At 57.0% G+C, this 23,214-nt stretch carries 17 protein-coding genes; 15 read left to right on the plus strand and 2 right to left on the minus strand.

Translation table 11 applies throughout. The features are described from left to right. Positions 1–2 precede the first annotated feature (2 nt). The 15 genes from OQ371_RS05005 to OQ371_RS05075 all read left to right on the plus strand — a co-directional run bounded on the left by OQ371_RS05005 (position 3) and on the right by OQ371_RS05075 (position 20,395). The gene (locus OQ371_RS05005) at positions 3–1,430 is read left to right on the plus strand and encodes a sulfatase family protein (protein WP_265992687.1); all 1,428 of its coding nucleotides are present in this window, start codon (positions 3–5) and stop codon (positions 1,428–1,430) included. 25 nt (positions 1,431–1,455) lie between these two features. Continuing rightward, a complete protein-coding gene (locus OQ371_RS05010) occupies positions 1,456–3,291 on the plus strand; it encodes a sulfatase-like hydrolase/transferase (RefSeq protein ID WP_265992688.1) in 1,836 nt (611 codons plus the stop codon). A 13-nt stretch (positions 3,292–3,304) separates the two neighbouring features. Continuing rightward, positions 3,305–3,703 carry a rhodanese-like domain-containing protein gene (locus OQ371_RS05015; protein ID WP_265992689.1) on the plus strand — a complete coding sequence of 133 codons (399 nt, stop codon included), beginning with the start codon at positions 3,305–3,307 and terminating at the stop codon, positions 3,701–3,703. 145 nt (positions 3,704–3,848) lie between these two features. Continuing rightward, entirely contained in the window at positions 3,849–5,255 is a 1,407-nt protein-coding gene (locus OQ371_RS05020; protein ID WP_265992690.1) for a sulfatase family protein, read from the plus strand. Positions 5,256–5,258: 3 nt separating this feature from the next. Then, positions 5,259–6,668: a sulfatase gene (locus OQ371_RS05025; RefSeq protein ID WP_265992691.1), complete on the plus strand. Its 1,410-nt coding sequence runs from the start codon at positions 5,259–5,261 to the stop codon at positions 6,666–6,668. A gap of 28 nt (positions 6,669–6,696) precedes the next feature. Continuing rightward, on the plus strand, positions 6,697–8,367 hold the full coding sequence (locus tag OQ371_RS05030; RefSeq protein ID WP_265992692.1) for an arylsulfatase: 1,671 nt from the start codon (positions 6,697–6,699) through the stop codon (positions 8,365–8,367). Positions 8,368–8,389: 22 nt separating this feature from the next. After that, positions 8,390–10,090, plus strand: a complete 1,701-nt coding sequence (locus tag OQ371_RS05035; protein WP_265992693.1) for an arylsulfatase — start codon at positions 8,390–8,392, stop codon at positions 10,088–10,090. A gap of 20 nt (positions 10,091–10,110) precedes the next feature. Beyond that, entirely contained in the window at positions 10,111–11,169 is a 1,059-nt protein-coding gene (locus OQ371_RS05040; RefSeq protein WP_265992694.1) for a glycoside hydrolase family protein, read from the plus strand. 25 nt (positions 11,170–11,194) lie between these two features. Continuing rightward, positions 11,195–11,911, plus strand: a complete 717-nt coding sequence (locus OQ371_RS05045; protein ID WP_265992695.1) for a thioredoxin domain-containing protein — start codon at positions 11,195–11,197, stop codon at positions 11,909–11,911. A gap of 85 nt (positions 11,912–11,996) precedes the next feature. Beyond that, positions 11,997–13,259, plus strand: coding sequence for a mandelate racemase/muconate lactonizing enzyme family protein (locus OQ371_RS05050; protein WP_265992696.1), 1,263 nt, complete (start codon positions 11,997–11,999; stop codon positions 13,257–13,259). Between the two features lie 23 nt (positions 13,260–13,282). Continuing rightward, positions 13,283–14,782, plus strand: coding sequence for a sulfatase (locus OQ371_RS05055; RefSeq protein ID WP_265992697.1), 1,500 nt, complete (start codon positions 13,283–13,285; stop codon positions 14,780–14,782). Between the two features lie 75 nt (positions 14,783–14,857). Then, a complete protein-coding gene (locus OQ371_RS05060) occupies positions 14,858–16,246 on the plus strand; it encodes a sulfatase (RefSeq protein WP_265992698.1) in 1,389 nt (462 codons plus the stop codon). Between the two features lie 10 nt (positions 16,247–16,256). Then, complete coding sequence (locus OQ371_RS05065) at positions 16,257–17,579, plus strand: sulfatase (RefSeq protein ID WP_265992699.1); 1,323 nt, start codon at positions 16,257–16,259, stop codon at positions 17,577–17,579. 237 nt (positions 17,580–17,816) lie between these two features. Beyond that, complete coding sequence (locus OQ371_RS05070) at positions 17,817–18,674, plus strand: DUF2306 domain-containing protein (protein WP_265992700.1); 858 nt, start codon at positions 17,817–17,819, stop codon at positions 18,672–18,674. 179 nt (positions 18,675–18,853) lie between these two features. After that, positions 18,854–20,395, plus strand: coding sequence for a sensor histidine kinase (locus tag OQ371_RS05075; RefSeq protein ID WP_265992701.1), 1,542 nt, complete (start codon positions 18,854–18,856; stop codon positions 20,393–20,395). Between the two features lie 210 nt (positions 20,396–20,605). Here the strand turns inward: OQ371_RS05075 and OQ371_RS05080 are convergent, their stop codons facing one another. Both OQ371_RS05080 and OQ371_RS05085 read right to left on the minus strand, forming a co-directional pair. Next, positions 20,606–21,547 carry a sugar phosphate isomerase/epimerase family protein gene (locus tag OQ371_RS05080; protein WP_265992702.1) on the minus strand — a complete coding sequence of 314 codons (942 nt, stop codon included), beginning with the start codon at positions 21,545–21,547 and terminating at the stop codon, positions 20,606–20,608. Positions 21,548–21,716: 169 nt separating this feature from the next. After that, on the minus strand, positions 21,717–23,213 hold the full coding sequence (locus OQ371_RS05085) for a DUF1501 domain-containing protein (RefSeq protein WP_265992703.1): 1,497 nt from the start codon (positions 23,211–23,213) through the stop codon (positions 21,717–21,719). Position 23,214 lies beyond the last annotated feature (1 nt).

Consider the following 23,214-nt stretch of genomic DNA (forward strand, 5'->3'; position numbering starts at 1 on the left):
TTATGATTCGATCAAACGCCCTGATTTTCCTGTTGGCCGGGCTGTTCCCGCTCCTGCTCTCCGCCCAACCGAAGAGCAAACCGCAGCCCGCCAACATCATTTTTATTCTTTCCGACGACCACAGCGCGCCGTTCGTGAGCAGCTACGGCTATCCGAGCATCAAAACGCCCAACATCGACCGGCTGGCGCAGGAAGGCATTCGCTACACCCGGGCGTACACCACCGCTCCGCAGTGCGTACTGTCCCGGGCCGCCCTGATGACGGGTCGCTCGACGCTGGATATTCAAATGACGCGCTTTTCGGCACCCCTTCCGGCGGATGTCGTTACCTACCCGGAACTGCTCCGGAAGGCGGGCTACTACACCGGAATCTGCGGCCGGAACTTCCACCTGGACGGTAACCGAACCATCCCGGAGTCGGCGGAGGTCTACGACAAGTACGGTCTGGAAACCTTTAAAAACCGGGTGGATTACCTGCGGGTTTCGGCCAACAGCGACACCATTTACCGGCAATACGCGGAGTTTCTGGACAAGACGCCCAGAAACAAGCCATTTTTCCTGCAAGTGGGCTACAGCGACCCGCACCGCGTCTTCACGGCCAAAAACTTCGAGCCGGACCCGGCAACGCTGAAACTACCGGAAGGCTGGCCCGACACCAAACTGGTCCGCGAAGATTTTGCCGCCTACCTGGGCGAAATCCAGCGCCTGGACGGTGATGTGGGGCGCTTGCTGGACGAGCTCAAGAAACGCGGCCTGGAACAAAGCACGCTGGTGGTGTTCATGGGCGACAACGGCGGAGCCCTGCTGCGGGGCAAAGGAACGCTTTACAACCTCGGCATCAACGTGCCACTCATCGCCCGGCATCCGGGCCGGATCAAAGCCGGTCAGGTCAGCAACGCCATTCTGTCGGGGGAAGATCTTGCCCCCACGTTTCTCGACATAGCGGGCTTACCCATCCCGAAGAATATGACCGGCAAAAGCCTGGTGCCGTCTTTTCAGCAGCCATCGTACGAACCCCATGCGTCCGTTTTTTCGGTGCGGGGTGCCCACGGGCACGGGTTGCCCACCAGCACCGTTCATTTCGATCTGGGCCGGACGGTCATCACCAGCAAGTACAAGCTGATTTACAACGTATTGTGGCAATTACCGTATACACCCGTCGATTTTGCGGCTCAACCCTTCTGGCTGGATTTATCGCAGCGCCACGCCGAAGGCAAACTGGAGCGGAACGTTGATCAGCGCTTGTTTGCGTCCCGCCGGGAGCTATTCGAACTGTATGATCTGGACAAAGACCCGAACGAGTTTAACAACCTGGCGGGGGATGAGCCGTACCAGGAGATTGAACACCAGCTCAAAGCGCAGCTTCAGGAATGGATGATTCTGAACCGCGATTATGTCCCGTTGCCGATTCCGCCCGCCGGAAAGTATTGACGTATTACTTACCCTCAAGAATCGCATGAATTTCGTCAGGAGATTGCTTTTTTGCCTGTTGATTCTCCCCGTTTTCCGGAGCAACGCCCAAACCCCGGCCGACCGTCCGAACATTCTCTGGATTGTCAGTGAGGACAACAACACTTCGCTCATCGGTTGTTACGGCAACGCCTTTGCCACCACGCCCCACATCGACCGGTTTGCCCAAGAAAGTATCCTGTATAAAAATGCCTTTTCGACGGCTCCGGTTTGTGCCCCTTCGCGCAACACGCTGATTACGGGGATGTATCCGCCCTCGCTGGGCACCGAGCACATGCGCAGCACGAACCCCGTGCCGTCGTTTGTCAAATTCTTCCCGAAATACCTGCGGGAAGCGGGGTATTACACCACAAACAACGCCAAGAAAGATTACAATACCGTTGACCAGACCGATGCCTGGGACGAGTCGAGCAATTCGGCAACGTACAAAAACCGCCAGCCGGGGCAGCCGTTCTTTGCGGTGTTCAACCTGAATGTATCGCACGAAAGCTCCATTCACCAGCCCGCGGCCCGTCTGCAGCACGACCCGGAAAAGGTACCGCTGCCGCCCTACCACCCGGCAACGCCCGAGTTCAAACGCGACTGGGCGCAGTATTACGACAAGGTGGAGGAAATGGATGGACAATTTGGCCAACTCCTGACCGAACTGCAGGAAGCGGGTCTGGCCGAGAACACCATCGTTTTCTACTACGCCGACAACGGCGGGGTGCTGGGCCGCAGCAAACGGTTTATGTATGAATCCGGGCTGCACGTTCCGCTGGTGATCCATTTGCCGAAAAAGTGGGCGCATCTGGCCAACAGTAAAGCCGGTTCGCAAACTGATCAGCTCGTGACGTTTGTGGATTTTGCGCCCACGATTCTGAGTCTGGTGGGCATTCCGATTCCCGGCTACATGCAGGGGCAGGCGTTTCTGGGTACCCAGCAGAAACCCGAACGCGCCTATGCCTACAGTTTCCGGGGCCGCATGGACGAAGCCATTGATCTGTCGCGGTCGGTGCGGGACAAAAAATACCGCTACACCCGCAACTACCTGCCGCGCAAACCGTACGGCCAGCACCTGGATTACCTCTGGAAAGCGCCTTCCATCAAGTCCTGGGAAGCCGAATATAAGGCCGGTCGGCTGAACGAGGTGCAAGCCCGGTTCTGGCAACCCAAACCCGCCGAGGAACTTTACGACGTAGACGCTGACCCGGACAACATTCGCAATCTGGCAGCCGATCCGCGCTACGCCCGGGAACTGGCGCGTCTGCGCAAAGCCAACGACCAGTGGCTCCGCGAAAGCCAGGACGTGGGCTTTATTCCCGAAGCGATTCTAACGGACATTGCCCGCCAAACGCCCCTTTTCGACTACGCACGACAGGGAAAGTACAACGCCAACCGCATCATCGAAACCGCCACGCTGGCGTCTTCCCGCAACCCGGCGGACGGCAAAATCCTGATCAAACGCCTGACTGATGCCGACCCGGTTGTCCGGTATTGGGCGGCCACGGGTTGCACGGTTTTGAAACGGCCGGAAGCCCGGGAACCGCTCCGAAAATTATTGCAGGACTCCGAAGCCGCCGTCCGGATTGCGGCCGCTGAAGCGTTGTACGGGCTGGGCGAGAAAGAACAACCGATTGCCGTGCTGAAAACCGCGCTGTCGGACCCCAGTCGCCCGGTTCGGCTCCAGGCGCTGAACGTGCTGCAAACCTTCGGCAAAGATGCCGCTTCGGTGTCTTCGATGGCTAGAGAGATTATTGCAAAAACACCCATGACCAATCCCATCAACGATTTCTATGACGTCCGGGCGGCTCAAACGCTGCTGGACGCCATCGGGCAATAAACCGTTCAAACGCATGAAAACACCCTTTCTGTTTTTCGTAACGCTCCTTTTTTCCGTCGGGGCATGGGCGCAGGAAAACCAAGAAAAACGGAGCAACCCGCCGAAAGCACCGGAAACCATTTTGAAGGAAGTAAAAGCCGGGCAAGCGTATCTGGTGGATGTCCGGACGCCGGAAGAATACCGGGAAGGCCATCTGAACTACGCCCAGAACATCGATTTCAGAGCCGCCGATTTTAAGCAGCAAATCAGCAGGCTGGACAAAAACAAGCCCGTTTACCTCTACTGCCGTTCGGGCAACCGCAGCGGAAAAGCCGTGGACACGCTGCAAACCTTAGGCTTCAAAGCACCTTACAACATCGGTGGATTTGTCGACCTGAAGACGGCCGGCTTACCCGCCGACCCGCAGCCCTGATGTCAACGTCGGCGACACCAGTCACTGTCCGTCGACAAAGGCGGGCAATTGCTTCCACTCGAACGGAAAGCGTTGCCCTACATACGGCGCCGGAGAACGTTAAGAATGCGATCGTTGACGCTTTCTTGCGAAAAACCCATAAACAATGAACATCAAACTGCCCCATCGAAATCAACTCATCCCGCTTCTGCTGGTCCTGACCGGTTGGCTGAGCGCTGCCGTAGCCAAGCAACGTCCGGCTTCCAAACCCAACGTGATCATCATCATGGCCGACGATCTGGACAGTCGGCAGCTGAGTTGCTACGGCGGCAAAAATCTGAAGACAACCCACATCGACGCGCTGGCTGCCGAGGGCCTGAAATTCAATCAGATCTATGCCTCCGAAGCCATGTGCGTGCCCACGCGGGCGTCGCTATTTACGGGGCTGTACCCCGTGCGGCACGGGTCGTTTCAGAACCACAAACCCGTGTACGACACGCTCAAAAGCGTCGGGCATTACCTGGGTGGCTTGGGGTACCGCGTTGGGCTGACGGGCAAAGACCACGTTACGAAACCCAAGTCCGTTTTTCCGTTCGAGATCGTCAACGGCTTTGAACCGAACTGCGTGGCCCCGACGGACGAGTACAGCCTGGACGGGGTGAAGGAATTCATTACCCGCGACGCCAAACCGTATTGCCTGTTTGTGATGAGCATCAATCCGCACACGCCCTGGACCGTCGGCGACACCACCGAATTTAACGCGGACAAGCTGATTCTGCCCAACAACTGGGTTGATACGAAAGTGACCCGCCAGCAGTTTGTCAAGTACCTGGCCGAAGTCCGGCGGCTCGACAACCAGGTGGGCGATATTGTTCGGCTGCTGAAAGAAACGGGTCAGGACAAAAACACCATTGTGGTGTTCCTGGGCGAACAGGGCGCGCAGTTTCCGGGGGCCAAGTGGAATTTGTGGGACGTGGGCCAGAAAAGCTCGATGCTGGTCAAGTGGCCGGGCGTGGTCAAACCCCGTACCGAAACCAATGCGCTGGTGCAGTACGAAGACATTACCCCCACGCTCATCGATCTGGCGGGCGGCAAACCCATCGCCGGGCTGGACGGGAAGAGCTTCCTGCCGGTGCTGTTCGGCAAAACCCAGCAGGCGCGGACGTTCGCCTACGGGATTCACAACAACATTCCGGAGGGCAACCCCTACCCCATCCGCAGCATTCGCGACACGCGCTACAAACTGATTCTCAACCTCACGCCGGAGGCCGATTATTACAACCGGTTCATGATGAACGCGCAGCAACGAGACCGCAATTCCGTCTGGTTCTCCTGGACCGATCAGGTAGCTCGTGATCCGAAGGCCAAGCAAATCACCGAGCGTTTTGTGAAACGCCCCGCCGTCGAGTTCTACGACACCCAGGCCGACCCCTGGGAATTGAAAAACCTGGCGACCGAACCGGCTTATCAGGCCCGCATCCAGCAGTACCGTCAACGACTGGCAGCGTGGATGAAACAACAAGGCGACCCGGGGGCCGCGCTGGACATTCGGTACGCTAAAAAAGCAGAATAGACGATGAGAACGGGGCTAAAAATCAATACGCTCTTTCTGGCTTTGCTCTTCGCGGGAAGCGCTGTTTTCGGGCAATCGGCAACGTCCAGACCCAACATCGTTTTCATCATGGCCGACGATCTGGGGTATACGGACCTGGGCTGCTACGGCAACCCGTACATCCGAACGCCCCACATCGACGCGCTGGCAAAAAGCGGCTTGCGGTTCACCCAGGCGTATTCGGCCTGCCCGGTTTGCTCGCCATCCCGGGCCGCCATCCTGACCGGCAAACACCCCGCCCGGCTGCATCTCACCAACTTCATCGCGGGCGACCGGAAGGATACGGCTTCCCCGCTGCTGCCCGCGCCCTGGACCAAGTACCTGGCTCCTTCGGAAACAACGCTGGCGGAAATCGTGCAGCGCAACGGCTACCAGACCGGCATCGTCGGGAAGTGGCATTTGGGCACCGGCAGCGCCGATTCCACGGCTCCGGCGGCTCAGGGCTTTATCTACGACCGCATCATTGCCAAAAACGGGTTGGATTACTACAACTACACCATTACGGCGCGGGGTCAAACGGTATTCGAAGACAAAGGCACGCACTACCTGACCGACAAACTGACGGATTACGCCGTGGAATTCATCGACCAGAACAAAGACCGGCCGTTTTTTCTGTACCTGACGTATTCCGCCCCGCACATCATGCTGGTGCCGAAAGCCGATAAGCTCAAGTACTATTTCGATACCTACGCCACCCGGTCAAAGGGCCGGTTTAACCCCAATTATGCCGCCATGATTGAGAGCATGGACGACGGCGTAGGGCGGGTCATGGCGCAACTGTCCAGGTATCAATTACTCGACAACACCCTCATTGTTTTTACCTCCGACAACGGCGGTCTGGGCTTGCCCGAGCTCGGTCCGACACCGACGAACCTGGCTCCGTTGCGGGCCTGGAAAGGACACGTTTACGAGGGCGGCATCCGGGTTCCGCTGATTTTTTCGTGGAGAGGGCACATCGGCGAGCGGGCCGAAACCGCCAATTACATCACCGGCACGGATTTCCTGCCCACCTTTCTGGAGGCACTCAGCATTGGCAACCAGCCCGCCAGCCCGGACGGCCGAAGCTTTTACGGGGTGCTGAAAAATCCGGCCCAACCCGTGGACCGGGGACCGATTTTCTGGCACTATCCGCATTTCAGCAACCAGGAGGGTCGGCCCTCGGCGGCCATTCGCTGGGGGGATTACAAACTGGTGGAACTGTACGAGACCGGTAAGCTCGAGCTGTACAACCTGAAGGAGGACATTTCCGAGCAGAAAGACCTGGCTGCGGCCTTACCCGACAAGACCAGGGAGCTGGCCGACCGGCTGAAAAAATGGCGTTCGGAGGTCAACGCCAACATGCCCGTACCGAACCCCGCCTACAAAAAACGGTAAAGTATTACCTGATTTGACGACAACATACATGATGAAACGAGTTTTAATCAGTCTGACGCTGGCGACCCTGTTGGTCAATGCCTCGGTCGCACAACCGAAAAAACGGTCTACGGGCTCGGCCAACGCCGGTAAGCCCAACATCATTCTCGTCATGGTGGACGATCTGGGTTACTCGGACTTTGGGGCTTACGGCTCCGAAATCAGGACACCCACCATTGACAAGCTGGCGGCCGAAGGATTGCGGCTGCGGGAGTTCTACAACAACTCGATCTGTGCCCCCACGCGGGCGTCGCTCATTACGGGGCAGTACCACCACAAAGCCGGGGTTGGGTACTTCAACGTCAACCTGGGACTGCCCGCTTATCAGGGCTGGCTGAACAAGGAGTCGCTGACGTTCGGCGAGGTGCTGAAAAGCGCAGGGTACAACACGTATCTGTCGGGCAAGTGGCATGTGGGCAATGATAGTCTGTATTGGCCCAACCAGCGCGGCTTCGACCGGTTTTATGGGTTTATCGGCGGTGCCAGCAACTTCTATGACATCAGTCCGTATAAGGACAAGGTGCCGCCCGTCGAACTGGTGGAGAACAACAAACGGATCCGGCTGGAACCGGGCAAATACCTGACCGACGAGATCACGAACCACGCCATTTCGTACATCAACGAGTCTGGAAATAAGCCGTTTTTTCTGTATCTGGCCTACAACGCCCCGCACTGGCCCCTCCAGGCCCCGGCCGAAGACATTGCCAAGTATAAGGACCGCTACGCCATCGGTTGGGATTCGCTCCGGAAAGAGCGGCTGGCGAAGCAGATCAAACTGGGCATTGCCGACCCGAAACAATCCATCGCCGAGCACGACCCCGAAGTGGTGGACTGGCAAAGCCTGACTTACGACGAGCAGCAGCTCTGGCAGCGCAAAATGGAAGTGTACGCGGCCATGGTGGACCGGGTAGACCAGAATCTGGCCCGCGTCCTGGCCGAACTCCAGCGGCTCAACAAGGCCGACAACACGCTCATCGTGCTGATTTCCGACAATGGTGCGCAGGGTGGCCTGATCCCCACCGGCCGGAAACGCCCTCGTAGTTCGGGACCAATTGGCTCGGCTGGATCATATGATTACCAGGAACAAAACTGGGCCTACGTTTCCAATACGCCCTTCCGCAATTACAAAGCCACGCCCTACGAAGGCGGTATCAGCTCCCCCTTCATCGCCTGGTTTCCCAAGAAAATTAAGGGCGGCACGCTGGCCAAAGGTACCGGCCACCTCATTGACCTGGCTCCGACCTTCTACGAACTGGCGGGTGCGGCCTATCCCCAGACGTTCAAAGGCGTGAAAACCAATCCGCTGCCCGGTGTGAGCCTGACCAACCTGCTGTTCCAGCAAACCGAACTACCGGCCGATCGGGCGCTTTTCTGGGAACGGGCGGGCAACCGGGCCGTGCGCAAAGGTCCCTGGAAAATTGTCTCTATATTTCCGCAGAACAAATGGCAGTTGTTCAACCTCGAAACCGACCGGGGCGAAACCACGGACCTGGCCTCACAGCACCCCGACGTCGTCAAAACGCTGAACGCGGAGTATGAAGCGTGGGCGAAACGAACCGACGTAGAACCGTACGAAAAACTCCGGCCCCTCGTTCAGGGTGGCCCCGGCGGTAATCCGTCCGGAGCAGCGCCGACGCGGCCAACCGCCCGGGTCGAATAACACCGATTGACGAAAACCGATCATGACACGTAGATTCATAAAACAATCCCTAGTAGCTCTCTCGATCATCTGCGCATCCAACGCGCCGGGACAGGCTCAAACGAAGAAAGCAACCAGTGCACCGGGAAAAGTGCGGCCCAACATCATTCTGATTATGGTGGACGACATGGGCTATTCCGATCTGGGTTCGTACGGTTCGGAAATCCAAACGCCCAACCTGGACCGGCTGGCCAGCGAAGGGCTGCGGCTGCGGGAGTTCTACAACAACGCCATTTGCGCGCCCACCCGGGCGTCGCTCATCACGGGGCAGTATCCGCACAAAGCCGGCATTGGGTATTTCAACGTCAATCTGGGGCTGCCCGCTTATCAGGGGTATCTCAACAAGGAATCGCTAACGTTCGGTGAGGTGCTGAAAGGGGCAGGTTACAGCACGTTGCTTTCGGGCAAATGGCACGTTGGAAACGACAGTCTAGTCTGGCCCAAGCAGCGCGGTTTCGACCGGTTTTACGGCATTCTGGGCGGGGGTTCCAACTACTTCGACGCGGGTCCCATGCCGACGGGCCGAAACTCCCCGGTGGTGATTCTGGAAGGCAACCAGCGCCAGCACCCCAAACCCAACTCCTACTACTTCACCGACGAGATTACATCCCACGCCCTGACGTACCTCGACGAGCAGAGCAAAGAAGCCAAACCGAACGCGGCCCGACCGTTTTTTCTCTACTTAGCGTATACCGCGCCCCACTGGCCTCTGCAAGCCCTGCCGGAAGACATTGCCAAATACCGGGGCAAGTACGACGCGGGTTGGGACAACATCCGGAAGCAGCGGCTGGACCGGCAGGTCAAACTCGGCATCATTACCCAAAAGCAGGCCGACGCAGCCGCCGTCCGCGATGCCGATATTCCGGACTGGGACGCCCTGACCTACGACGAGAAGACCCTCTGGAAAGCCAAAATGGAAGTCTATGCCGCCATGCTCGACCGCGCCGACCAGGGCGTCGGCAAAATCCTGACCAAACTGAAAGAACTCAAACAATACGAGAATACACTGATCATCTTCATCTCGGACAACGGCGCACCGGCCGAGGACGTAGCGCACTGGGGTCCCAAAGCCGGTCGGAACAGCGGGCCGGTCGGGACGGCGGGTTCGTTTGAGTCGCAGGGAAAAAACTGGTCGTACGTCTCCAACGCGCCCTTCCGCTCGTTCAAGGCGTTCTCCTACGAAGGGGGCATCAGCTCACCGTTCATCGCCTGGTTTCCCGGAAAAATCAAACCGGGTCGGCTAGAAAAAGGCACCGGCCACCTGATCGACATTGCCCCCACCCTCTACGAAGTGGCCGGGGCAGCCTACCCCACCACACACGGGGGAACGACCACCAACCCGCTGCCGGGCGTGAGTCTGGTGAATCTGCTGTTCAACGAAAAACCGTTGGACGAACAACGGCCGCTGTTCTGGGAATGGGCGGGTAACCGGGCCGTCCGCCGGGGCAAGTGGAAACTGGTGTCCATCTACCCCAGCTACCAGTGGGAACTCTACGACCTCGACACCGACCGGGGGGAGACCAAGAACGTGGCTGCGCAGAATCCCAACGTCGTGGATGCGCTCTCGCTGCTGTATTTCGACTGGGCCAAACGCACCGACGTGGTGGATTACGCCAAAATCAAACCGCAACAACCGCTGCTGCCCACGCCCCGAAAACCGTCGGTAGGAAGCCGGAATTTTTAAGCCCCAACCCCACTCCTGTCATGAAACGATTGGTTCTGTACACGCTAGCGCTAACTCTCTGGTTAATCAATAGAGCAAATGCGCAAAAAATCACTCTGGAGCGGTTTCCCGGCAATCCGATTATCTCCGCCGGTATGCTGCCGAAGCTGGAGGGCGACGACCTCAACGGCCCCTCGCTCATCAAAGCGCCCGACTGGCTGCCCAACAAGCTCGGCAAATATTACCTGTACTTCGCGCACCACAAGGGCAAGTACATTCGGCTGGCCTACGCCGACGATCTCCGCGGTCCCTGGAAAATTTATAAACCCGGCACGCTCCAAATCACCGATTGCCGCTGCAACGACGCTCCGTTCCCGGCCACCGAAAGCGTCCGGCACGAGGGCGCCGAAAACGCGGGCGATGGCGTCACGCACGTGGCCTCGCCCGATGTGCACATCGATGAGCAGCAAAAGCAACTGATTCTTTATTTCCACTGCCCGCTGGAACACAAGGGGCAAAAAGGGCAGTACACGCTTCGGGCGACCACGAAAGACGGCATCCATTTTCAGGCCGACACGGCCGTTCTGGGTGAATCCTACTTCCGGGTTTTTCAGTGGAAGAACACGTACTACGCCATTGGTCGGTCGAGCGCCATGTACCGCTCCAAAGACGGCAGGACCGAATTTGAGAAAGGGCCCAACCCGTTTGCTAAAATCCAGAAGCCCAACTCCCTCCGGCACTCGGCGGTCAAGTTGGTGGGCGACACGCTGTGGGTGTTTTACAGCCGCGTCGGTGATACGCCCGAGCGGATCCTGCTCACCAAGATCAAGCTGACCGACGACTGGACCAGCTGGACGCCCACCCCGCCCCAGGAGGTCGCCCAGCCCGAAACCGACTACGAAGGGGGCAATCTGCCACTGACTACCTCCAAAATTGGTCTCTACTACGGCAAAGTCCGGGAGTTGCGCGACCCGTATGTTTTTGAAGAAAACGGAACCTGGTACCTGCTCTATTCGGCCGCGGGCGAAAACGCCATTGCCATGGGCCGCCTGCAGGTCGACCCGCAGCCCACCGCCCGCCAACCTTCGCGAAGCAAGTAATTTCCAATTCAAACCATATACGCTTATGAAAACCAGAACCTTATTGTCCCTCAGCCTGATTCTGTTTATTGCGGTCAGCCTGAAAGCCCAGACGGGCGAGCCCCGTCAATTGCCCACCTTCGATGCGTTTGAAGCGAAGCTGGCCCAGGCCGGCAGCCGCGCCCAGATTCTGGATGCCCGCTCGGAGGAAGAATACGAACAAAACCACCTGAAAGGCGCGGTGAGCTTCAGCGTCGCCAACGACGGTGATTTTCTGGAGCAAACCCAGAAGTTGAACAAAGAGAACCCGGTGTTTATTTATTCGATCGGCAACGGCCGGAGCGGGCAACTGGCCAAGCGGCTGCGGGAATCCGGGTTCAAGGACGTGACCGAACTGCCCGGCGGCCTCAGCAAATGGATCGGTTCGGGGCGGCCGGTGGTGTCGACGGTGGGCAACGGCCTGTCGCTGGCGGATTACCAGGCTCAACTGAAATCCGACAAGCTGGTGCTGGTCGATTTTGGTTCGCGCTACTGCGGTTCGTGCAAAAAACTGGCTCCGATTGTCGATGAAGTGGAGAAGGAACAGGCGTCCAATGTGAAAGTCATTCGGATTGAAGCCTACGAAAACAAGGCGTTGGTGAAAGAACTGGGCATCAGCGCCCTGCCGACGCTGGTTTTGTACAAAGGAGACCAGGCGGTCTGGAAGAAGGTTGGGGTAACGCCGAAAGCCGAAATTCAGGCCACCATTGCTGAATCACTCTAACGGCTGTTTTCTTACCCTAAACGCACCACCTTTTCTACCGACGGATAGCGAAGGTGGTGCACCCTTTCCCAACAAACTGACTGGAATGTCCCCAAAAACACCATTTTCCCGGCGAGACTTTCTGAAAACCACCGCCCTGACGGCCGCGCTCCCCACGGCTTTCAACGCCAGCGCAAGCAAGGCCGCGGTGCCAAAACTGGTGATCACGGCGCTGAAAGTGCATACCGTGAAGGTCAACCAGCGCGGGAATTGGTATTTTGTGGAGCTCCTAACCAATGGAAGCATTAGCGGGCTGGGCGAGGCCTCCCACGGCTTTACTGTTTCAGACGCAGGCGGAGAAACCCGGTTAAAAGCCGAGCTGTCCGCTTTTTTCGAACTGATTAAAGGCGAAACGCCCTTTGTTGTGGAGCAATTCCGGCAACGCGGCTTACCCCGGGCGCGGTCGGGTGGAAAAACGGCCATTACGGCGTTCAGTGGCATCGAGCAAGCCCTCTGGGATCTGGCGGGCAAGGCGCTGGACGTGCCGACCCATACCCTGTTCGGGGGTAAAATTAGGGACACCATCAAGGTGTACGCCAACATCAACCGCGCCACCAATGAACGGGATGCCAACGGTCGGCGGCTCATCGCATCATTTCAGAAAAACGCAGAAGGGGCGCTAAAAAGCGGTTTTAAAGCCGTCAAGCTGGCTCCTTTCGACGACATGAAACCGCTAAAAACCGCGTCGCCGGAACAGATCGAAGCCGACTTGACCTACGCCATTGCCTGCACGGAAGCCGTTCGGCAAACCATTGGTCCCAAAGTGGATTTATTAATCGATGTACACAGCCATTTAAACCGTGCTCTGGCGATTGAAACGGCCCGGCGGCTGGAAAAAGCCAATCTCTACTGGTTTGAAGAAGCCGTTGACCCGCAAACCCAGCCGGAGGATACCAAAGCCATCACGGAAGCCATTCAGCAGCCCGTAGCGGGCGGGGAAGCTATTTTTGGGCGGGAGGGTTTTGCCGCGCTCATTCAGAACAAGGCCCTCGATATCATTATGCCCGACGTTAAACACTGCGGGGGTTTGCTGGAATGCCGGTTCATTGCGGCCCTGGCCGAGTTCAGTGGCGGCATCCAGGTATCACCCCACAACCCCAGTGGCCCGATTTCGACGGCAGCCAGCGTGCAAATTTGTGCCGGAATGCCCAACTTTTCGATTCTGGAATTTGCTTACGGCGAGGTGCCCTGGCGCGCGGAGTTGATCAACCCCGCCGAGGAATTCCGGGACGGTTACCTGTCCGTGCCCACTGGTCCGGGGCTGGGCTACACCCTGAATCATTCCGTTCTGAGCCGGCATGTCCAATAATCTCCTTCTCTTTAAATTTTTGCATGAAACGCTTCCAAAATCCCCTTTCCATTCCTTTGCTGCTGACACTCGTTGGCGTGCTGTTCATTGGGTTTGTCTACCGAAAAGGCACGCATCCGTCCCCGCCAGCACAAGTCCCTGACCGGCCCAACATCGTGGTCATTCTGGCCGATGATTTGGGCTACGGCGACATTTCCGCCAACGGGAAGAATTTCGTTCAGACGCCTAACATCGACGCCCTGGCAAAATCGGGCGCGCTCTGCACCAACGGCTATTCCAACGCGCCGTTCTGCTCGCCGTCGCGGGCAGCCATCCTGACGGGGCGCTACCAGCACCGCTTCGGTTTTGAGTTTCTGTATCCGGCAACGGCCAAACGGGACACCATCGTGGGACTACCTTTCGACGAAATTACGCTGGCCGAGCAGTTGAAAAAACAAGGCTATGCCACCGCCATGTTTGGTAAATGGCACGTCGGCAACCGCAAAAACAACACGCCCACCGACCGGGGCTTCGACCAGTACTACGGCACGCTGGGCGGTCACACGGCGTTCAAGGACAGCTCCGACGCCGATGTGGACAACTTCCCGCATCCCTGGTGGCCGGGTTCCGCCAACTCTTTTCACCGCCACGATTACTCGGCTATTTTCGACGGAAAGAAAGAAGTAGCCGAGAAAGACTACCTGACCGATGTGTTCGCCCGCAAAGCCGGGGAGTTTATCGACCAGCACAAAAAGAGCCCGTTCTTCTTGTACGTCCCGTTCAATGCGGTTCATTTCCCGTTTCAGGCTACCAAAAATTACACGGAGCGGTTCAAGGCCGAGCCGGACAAAAACAAGAGGGTCTATTACGGCATGATTGCGGCCCTCGACGACGCCGTTGGTCAGATCGTCCGGAAGCTGAAAGAAACCGGGCTGGATAAGAATACCCTGATTGTGTTTACGAGCGACAACGGCGGAGCGGGTTTCCTGAAAGCGCCCTATAATGGCCCGCTATCCGGCGTGAAGGGCCTATTGTTCGAAGGCGGCATCCGGGTTCCCTACATCGTTTCGTGGGCGGGTAAGATTCCGGCTGGAACGGTTTACAACCAGCCGGTTGCGGGCATGGACATTTATACGACGGCGGTGGCAGCCGCCCACGGAACGCTCGCCAAAGACCGGCCCTACGACGGTGTCGATCTGCTACCCTACCTGAGTGGCCGGAACAAAGCTGCTCCCCACCCGACCCTGTTCTGGCGTTTTGGTAAAAACAAAGCCGTTCGGCAGGGTGCGTGGAAATTGTTTTACTACGGCCAGGAGGATCAGTACTATCTGTTCAATCTGGAGAAGGACCTTGCGGAAAAAACCAACCTGGCCGCTTCCAACCCGGCGAAAGTAGCCGAACTGAAACAAGCCCTGGCGACCTGGGAAAAAGGCACCCGTCCACCGGCCTGGTCGGACGGTAATCTGCCCCAGTTCAAACCCGGCAAGGACGGAAACGCCCAGTACCGCGTTGGCCCCGAGAACAACCTGTTTTATATTTACTGATTCTGATCACCCATTGGCAGGCAGGTTAGAAATCCTGTTTGCCAAGAACCCAACCGCAGAACCCGCGGACCAACGATGCGTCTTTTTCTGATCTACCTTTTCCTGCTGGGGTACCATTTGGCCGTCGGCCAGCCACCCAGGACGGCCCGGCCCAACATCGTGCTGATTGTCGCCGACGACCTGGGCTGGAAGGATGTGGGTTTTATGGGCAGCCCGTTTTACGAAACGCCCCACCTCGACCGGCTAGCCCGGCAGGGCATGCGGTTTACCAGCGCCTACGCGGCCGCGGCCAATTGCGCGCCCAGCCGGGCCAGCCTGCTGTCGGGGCAGTACGGACCCCGGCACGGTATCTACACGGTGGCCAACGCCGACCGGGGCGACGCCAAAACCCGGAAGCTGATTCCGGTGAAAAACAACGAGACCTTGCCGGACAGCGTCTATACCCTAGCCGAAGCCCTGCGGGATGCGGGCTACCGAACGGCCAGCGTCGGCAAGTGGCACCTAGGAAAGAGCCCGGTCAGCCAGGGCTTTACGTACTCAATAGCCGGTGATGAGCGGGGCATGAACAAACACGTCAGTCCGTACGGAATTTCCAGCCTGCCCGACGGCCCGCCCGGTGAATACCTCACCGACCGATTATCCACCGAAGCCGTGAAATTTCTGGATCAGGCCAACGACCAACCGTTCTTTTTGTACCTGCCCTACTACGCCGTTCATACCCCCCTCCAGGCCCCAGCCGAGCTAGTGAAAAAGTACCAGAACAAGGCAAAAACGGCTGGGCAGCAGGATGGCACCTACGCAGCCATGATTGAGTCGCTGGACCGCAACGTGGGCCGGATTCTGGAAAAGCTCGACGCATTGGGGCTGACCAACAACACGATGGTCATCTTTACTTCCGACAACGGCGGCATCCGCTCCATTTCCCGGCAGGACCCGCTGCGGGCCGGGAAGGGATCGTACTACGAAGGGGGTGTACGGGTACCGCTGGTGGTACGGTGGCCCGGTACGGTAGCCGCCGGAACCGTCTCCTCTACGCCGGTCATCAACCTGGATTTTTACCCCACCTTGCTGGATATTCTCAAACGCCCCAAACCCCGCCAGCCCCTCGACGGCATCAGCATCCTGCCCTTGCTAAAGGGAGGAAAGCTGCCCGATCGGCCGCTGTACTGGCATTTCCCGATTTATCTGGAAGCTTATAACCCGCAGTTGGACGGTGGACGCGATCCCTTGTTCCGAACGCGGCCGGGTTCGACCATTCGGCTGGGTGACTGGAAGCTGCACGAATATTTTGAAGACAACGGACTGGAGCTGTACAACCTCAAAACGGACCTGGGCGAACAGCACAACGTAGCGTCGGCGAACGGGGCAGTAGTAAAAAAGCTGCACGCCCTTTTGAAGAAATGGCGCGCCCAACAAGCCGCCTTTGTTCCTACGGAATTGAATCCGGCGTACCGCGCAAACTAAGTCATCCTTCATGCTTCAACGGGTTATCCATTTACTGCTTTGTCTACTGACGTTACCGGGTCTGGCGCAGAAAGCGCAGGTTCCCCCAAACATCATCATTATTCTGGCCGACGATCTGGGCTGGTCGGAACTCGGCTGTTACAGCACCCGCAACGACCGCTTCAACGAAACCCCTAACCTCGACCAACTGGCCGCGGGCGGGATGCGCTTTACGCAGGCTTACGCCACCGCGCCCGTCTGCACGCCCACCCGCATTGCCCTGATGACCGGCCAGCACCCGGCCCGCGTCGGCATTACGGATTACCTCGACGCGAAGGACGAAAAGTTTCTGTCGCCGGACTATGTGACCTTGAACGAGCAGTTGAAAAACTGGGGCTACCACACCGGTCTGGTTGGCAAATGGCACCTGACAGGCGATTACGGCAAGAGACGGGGTGAACCGGCCAAACATGGCTGGAACGAAGTGATCTGCTCCGAAACCGGCTACATCGCTAACGGGGATTATTTTCACCCCTACTTTTTTATGCCCGAGGTCGCGGCCCGCAGCGAAGGGGAATACCTGACCGACCGCTTGAACCAGGAAGCCGTTGACTTCATCAAACGCAACGCAACAAAGCCGTTCTTTCTGTATCTGTCGCACTATGCCGTTCATACCAAACTGGCGGGATGGCCGGATAAAGTCGCCAAATACCGGCAAAAGCCGGGTGCGGGCCCGAAACAGAACAACCCCGAGCTGGCGGCCATGCTCGAAAGCATTGACGACGGCGTGGGGCAGATCGTCCAGACGCTGAAGGAGTTGAGCCTGAGCGACAATACCCTGATTCTGTTTACATCCGACAACGGGGGCGAACTAAACGTAACCTCCAACGCCCCGTTGCGGGGCGGTAAATCAGAGCTATATGAAGGGGGTATCCGGGAGCCATTTATCGCCCACTGGCCCAAGGGCATCAAACCGGGGCAGGTTTCGGATGCGGTAATCAACACGCTGGACATTTACCCCACCCTGCTGGAACTGGCGGGCGTCAAACCGGCGAAGGAGCAACCGCTGGACGGCATTAGCATCGTTCCTATACTGAAAGGCCGTTCAGCACCCCGAACGCGCACACTCTATTGGCACTACCCGCTGCCCAAACCGCATTTTCTGGGCGGGCGTTCGGCAGGGGCCATCCGGAGCGGCAACTTTAAACTGATTGAATACTTCGACAAAGAGCAGGTGGAACTGTTCAACCTCGCCGAAGACGGCAGCGAACAGACCGATTTGTCGGAAAAGCTGCCAGCCAAACGAACGCAATTATTGACTCAACTGCGCGAATGGCGAAAAACACTGGATTAAACCCCACGGATGATGGCTGGAGCAAGTTTTTGCTCCAGCCACCAGACTATGGATTTTCCCCACCGACGGTTTGCATCGAGCCGGATCGCGGTAAAAACCGGACAGGTTACAACGAAAGTTGTAACCTGTTTTTGTTCAGGGGAGTCAAATTCCGGTATCCGCTTCGTGCGGAGCAGGATAATGTTATGAATTTTGATAACTTAAGAATTATTTTGTCAACCGATACCAAACGCAACGATGACCCAACTTCTAACGGACACCCTTCCGCAACCGGCCACTCCCACGTTGAGCAGATTCAGCCGTAACGTCCTAGACTGGTCCGGTATTTTGTTGGTCGCAACCGTCTGGGTTAGCGCGGCCTTATTTGGCCTTTACATTCTGGCCTTTTACGCGGCTGCCCTGTACGAAGGCAACATGGAACGGTGGAATGAGGTTTTGCCCAAGCTGTATGAACGCGGGACCACCACCGCCACCAGCGGCATTGGACTCCATTTCGCTACGGGGGGAATCATTCTGGTGCTGGGGAGCATTCAGCTAATCAAGGCCGTCCGGGACCGTTTTCCGGCCCTGCACCGCTGGATTGGCCGTTTATACGTGCTTTCGTCCCTGCTGGCGGCCCTTGGCGGACTTACGTTCATTGTTCTCAAAGGAACCATTGGCGGCCTGGTTATGAACCTCGGCTTTGGTCTCTACGGTGTCCTGACGTTTGTTGCCGCGATTGAAACCTACCGACATGCGGCCGCTGGGCGGATGGAGAAACACCGGCGCTGGGCACTCCGCCTGTACGCACTGGCCATTGGCTCCTGGCTGTTCCGCATGGATTATGGGTTCTGGCTGATGCTGGCCGACGGCCTAGGCCACACCCGTTCGTTTACCGGTCCGTTCGACCAGGTGATGGCATTTTTCTTTTATATTCCGAACTTACTGGTCGCTGAAGCTTTCGGTCGGGCCCGCCAGTACCAGGCTTCTACGGCCCTGCGACTGGGCGCGAGTCTACTGCTGCTGAGCGCTACGGGCTTTTTACTGATCGGCACGTATTATTTTACCCGGTACTACTGGGGCCCGGAAATTGTGGGCTGGCTGATGGGCACTTAGGCCACCACTGCTTTATCGGACATTTTGATCAACTATAGGTACCTAAAATGATCCCTTACAGAACAGTTCACGACGGCTTGGCCTTCTGCTGATTTTATCCTAAAATACAGAATTTATCTACTAACAAATAGGTAACCTAACCGTTATAGCAAACAGCAGTAGCCAGATAGTTGATAGGTATGACCACTTCCTCTACCGATTACTCCGATAATATTTCTCTTTTCCACCAAATCGTAACCGACAGCCAGTCCGGTGTGGTTGTGTTTGAGGCAGTTTATAACAGTGAGGGGCAGTTTGTAGACTTCCAGTTTGCCTTCATCAACCCGGCTGGTGCGGCCATTCTGGGCAAACCCGCCGAGCAACTGATCGGGCAACGCTACCTGGCGTATTTCTCCCAGGCCGAAAACAGCGGTCTGTTTGGTCTGTATCGGCAGGTATTGGAAAGCGGTAAACCGGTCCATTTATCGGAGGTGGGCTATCAGGCTGATGGCCTGGATGGCTGGTTTGATCTGTGGATCAGCAGGTTTGGCAATGCAGTAGTGGTTACCTACACGGATGTCACGTCCATAAAACAAACTAAACTGGCCCTGGAAACGCAGGCTTTCCAACTGCGGACCACCCTGGATGCTTCCATCAGCAGCATTTTTTACATGACTGCCATCCGCAACGAACAAAACCGGATCGTTGACTTTCTGATGGTGATGTCCAACAAGGCGGTCTTGCGCAGCAACAACATGACGCCGGAGCAGGTGGAAGGAAAGCAACTGCTGAAAGTATTTCCGGGAAATGCCGACAACGGTTTTTTTGACCTGTATGTGCGGGTGACGGAAAGCGGGGAACCCGAAAGTAGCATCAGCTATTACCGCGACGATATAGGTCTCGAGGGTTGGTTTGAGGTATCAGCCGTTAAGCAGGACGACGGGGTGGTGGTCACGTTCATGAACATTACCGACCAGAAAAAAGCCGAATCGGAATTGCAGCAGAAAAACGAAGCGTTGGTGCAATCCAACCAGAACCTGCAATCGTTTGCTTACATTGCCAGCCACGATTTACAGGCTCCGTTGCGCAAAATACGCACGTTTTCCGACGTACTGCTGCATCAATACAACAGCGGATTGCAACCGGAAGCGCAGGATATTCTGCACCGCATCAACCTGGCGGCTACCCGCATGTCCAGTATGGTTCAGGATTTGCTGACTTATTCCCGCCTAACCACCCAACCGCCTGAACACCACACGGTTTCGCTTTCGAGCATTCTTTCCGATGTCGTCGGCGATCTGGACCCGGCCATTCAGGAAACCGGCGCGTCGATCCGGCTCGATTCACTGCCGGAGCTTGCCGGTGACCCCGTGGAGCTGGGCCAACTGTTTCAGAACCTGCTCAGTAACGCCCTGAAATTTCGGCGGCCGGGTATTCCCCCTCGGGTCAGAATCACGTGTTTAGGCGTGGCTGCCGCCGACTTACCCGAGTCGGTCAAGCCGTCCAGTTCGGTCTCCCGGTTCTACCGAATCAGCGTATCCGACAACGGAATTGGCTTTAAAGCCACCGACACCAAACGCATCTTTCAGATGTTCCAGCGGCTGCACAACAAAAATGAATACGAAGGAACCGGCATCGGGCTGGCGATCTGCCAGAAAGTGGTCGAGAATCACGGCGGGGCCATTCGGGCCACCAGCCAACCGGATCAGGGAGCGGTTTTTGATGTGTATCTGCCCGCTTAAACGACGGCTCTTAAACGAATATTTTTCAGACGCTATCAGTAGTTAAGGCACTATTCCGGGCTTTTAGTCTTACCAGTACCACCAAACCGTTCACGGAATTTCAGCGGGTGCTAACCAATAAAAGTCCACTTACCGTCTCTATTGAAACCAGCCCGGACCAAGCTCCGGGCTTTTTCATGGCTTCTGGTCTACCGACTCGCTTTCAGCGGTTCAACCCCATTTTGCGTTCTGGATGTTGTCAATGCTGATCTTGATACTTTCCAGCGGGGGACGCTTGCAGATGTCCTGCTCAACGAAATAATGCTTCATGCCGGCCTTCGCAGCTTCCTCAAAAATAGCGGCAAAATCAATCGTTCCGGTGCCCACTTCAGCAAACTCTTTCTCGGGCGTGTTGGCCATGTCTTTCACGTGCCAGAGCGGAAAACGGCCGGGGTATTTAGCGAAGTAATCGGCGGGTTTCTGGCCGGTCCGGGTAATCCAGTACAGATCCATCTCCATCTGGACGGTCGTCTTTTCCAAGATCAGCTCGTACGGCATTTGCCCGTCGACGCGCTGGGTAAATTCAAAGTCGTGGTTGTGGTAGCCCAGCGTCAAACCCGCTTTCCGGGCGGTTTCCTGGCCTTTCGACAGCAGGTTAACCAGTTGTTTGTAATCGTCCGGTTTTCGTTCATCGTCGAACAAATACGCGATGATGATGTATTCCTGACCAACAGCGGCCGCGTCGTCCACCACCCGCTGCCAGTTTTTCGTCAAGCCATCTGCGCCCCCCGCCTGTTTGGAGCGCCCGGTTAGGGTATGCCCGCTTACGGCCGACAAGCCGGTATCTTTCAGAATCTTGGTGTATTCTGCCGGAGTTTTCCCGAAGAATTTCCCTTCGTTGTAGCCAAAGTTTTCTACTTCTTTGTACCCTAGTTTGGCAACCTGGGCCAGAATGGTTTCAATGCCCTGCTTCTGAATGTCGTCCCGGAGGGTATACAGCTGCAAACCAATGGATTTGGTCTTTACTTCGGCTGCGGCTCCGGAACTGGCCGTCGAGTCGGTGCCCGATTCAGCGTTCGAGTTGGAGGTAGAACTGTTGCAGGCATTCAGTGCGAGGGCGGAAAAAGCCCCAAGCCCCAGGGACGTTCCAAGAAAATTTCTGCGATTCATCATTCGTGTATCATTACGTAACAAGTACGCAATGATACACGTTTTTGGGGACGAAAAAATAGCCGGCAGACCGGAATAGCCTACTATTTTCTCAATTTAATACACAATTAATCCTGGTTACGTACCCGAAAACGGAAGAAACCCATTCAGACAGGCTTTCGTTTTTGGGTAACTAAGCCAGAACAGGCTTGACTACTTTCCCGGCCACGTCCGTCAGCCGGAAGGGGCGGCCCTGAAACTGATACGTCAGCTTCGTATGATCGAAGCCCAGCAGGTGCAGAATGGTTGCCTGAAGGTCGTGAACATGCACTTTGTCTTTGGCCGCGTAGTAACCAATGTCATCGGTTTCGCCGTAACTGAAACCCCGTTTAACCCCGCCCCCGGCCATCCAGACCGTGAACGCATCCAGGTGGTGGTCGCGGCCCATGAACGGCATCGCCTGCCCGTCCCGGTTTTCCTGCATCGGTGTTCGGCCAAACTCACCGCCCCAAACCACCAGCGTTTCGTCCAGCAAACCGCGTTGTTTGAGGTCCTTAAGCAAGGCCGTAACGGCCTGATCAGATTCGGTGCACTTGTCGCGCAAGCCGGTTTCAATAGAGCCGTCTTTGCTGGTGCCGTGCGTGTCCCAGCCCCAATCGAAAAGCTGCACAAATCGAACTCCTCGCTCGATCAGCCGTCTCGACAACAAACAATTACGAGCAAACGACCCCTTGCCCGGATCGACGCCGTACTCCTTCAGAATGTATTCGGGCTCGCTCTTAATGTCCATCGCATCGGGCACCGACATCTGCATCTTGAACGCCATTTCGTACTGCGAAATCCGGGTCAGAATTTCGGGATCTTTCACGTCTTCGTACTGCTGGCGGTTGATGTCGTTAATGGCGTCGATGGTTTGCTTCCGGATGTCGCGGTTCATCCCCTGCGGATCGGACACGTACAGAACCGGATCGCCGTCCGTGCGGCACTGAACGCCCTGGTACACCGTCGGCAGAAAACCGCTGCCCCAGACCGACTTGCCCGCGTCCGGCTGCTTTCCGCCCGACGCCAGCACGATGAAACCCGGCAGGTTGTCATTTTCCGACCCCAACCCGTAGGTCACCCACGAGCCAATGCTGGGCCGCCCCAGCCGCGCGTTGCCGGTGTGCATCAGCAACTGCGCCGGGGCGTGGTTGAACTGGTCGGTATACATCGACTTGATGAACGTCAGCTCATCGGCCACGGTTTGCAGGTGCGGCAGGTAGTCGGAAATCCAGGCGCCCGACTGGCCGTGCTGCGCAAACTTGCCCTGCGGCCCGAGCATTTTCGGCACCCCCCGGATGAACGCAAACTTCTTGCCCTCCAGCAACGCCTGCGGACAGTCTTTGCCGTGGTACTTCGCCAGTTCCGGCTTGTAATCAAACAGCTCCAGTTGCGAGGGCGAACCGGCCATATGAATGTAAATCACCCGCTTTGCCTTCGGTGAAAACTGCGCCGGACGGGGCATCATCGGCTCGTTGGAGGCCGTTGCACCCAGCGCCGGTTTTTCCTCTTTTTTATCAAAAAAACCGCAGCTCGTCAGGGCCGAACCCAAGGCCATCGCCCCCAAACCCGTGGAACAGGTATGCAAAAAATGCCGACGGGTTTCGCGCTGCAAAGCCGCTTCCTGAAGTTCTCTGAGTAATTTGTTCATC

Source organism: Larkinella insperata (assembly GCF_026248825.1).
GTDB classification, from domain to species: Bacteria; Bacteroidota; Bacteroidia; order Cytophagales; family Spirosomataceae; genus Larkinella; species Larkinella insperata.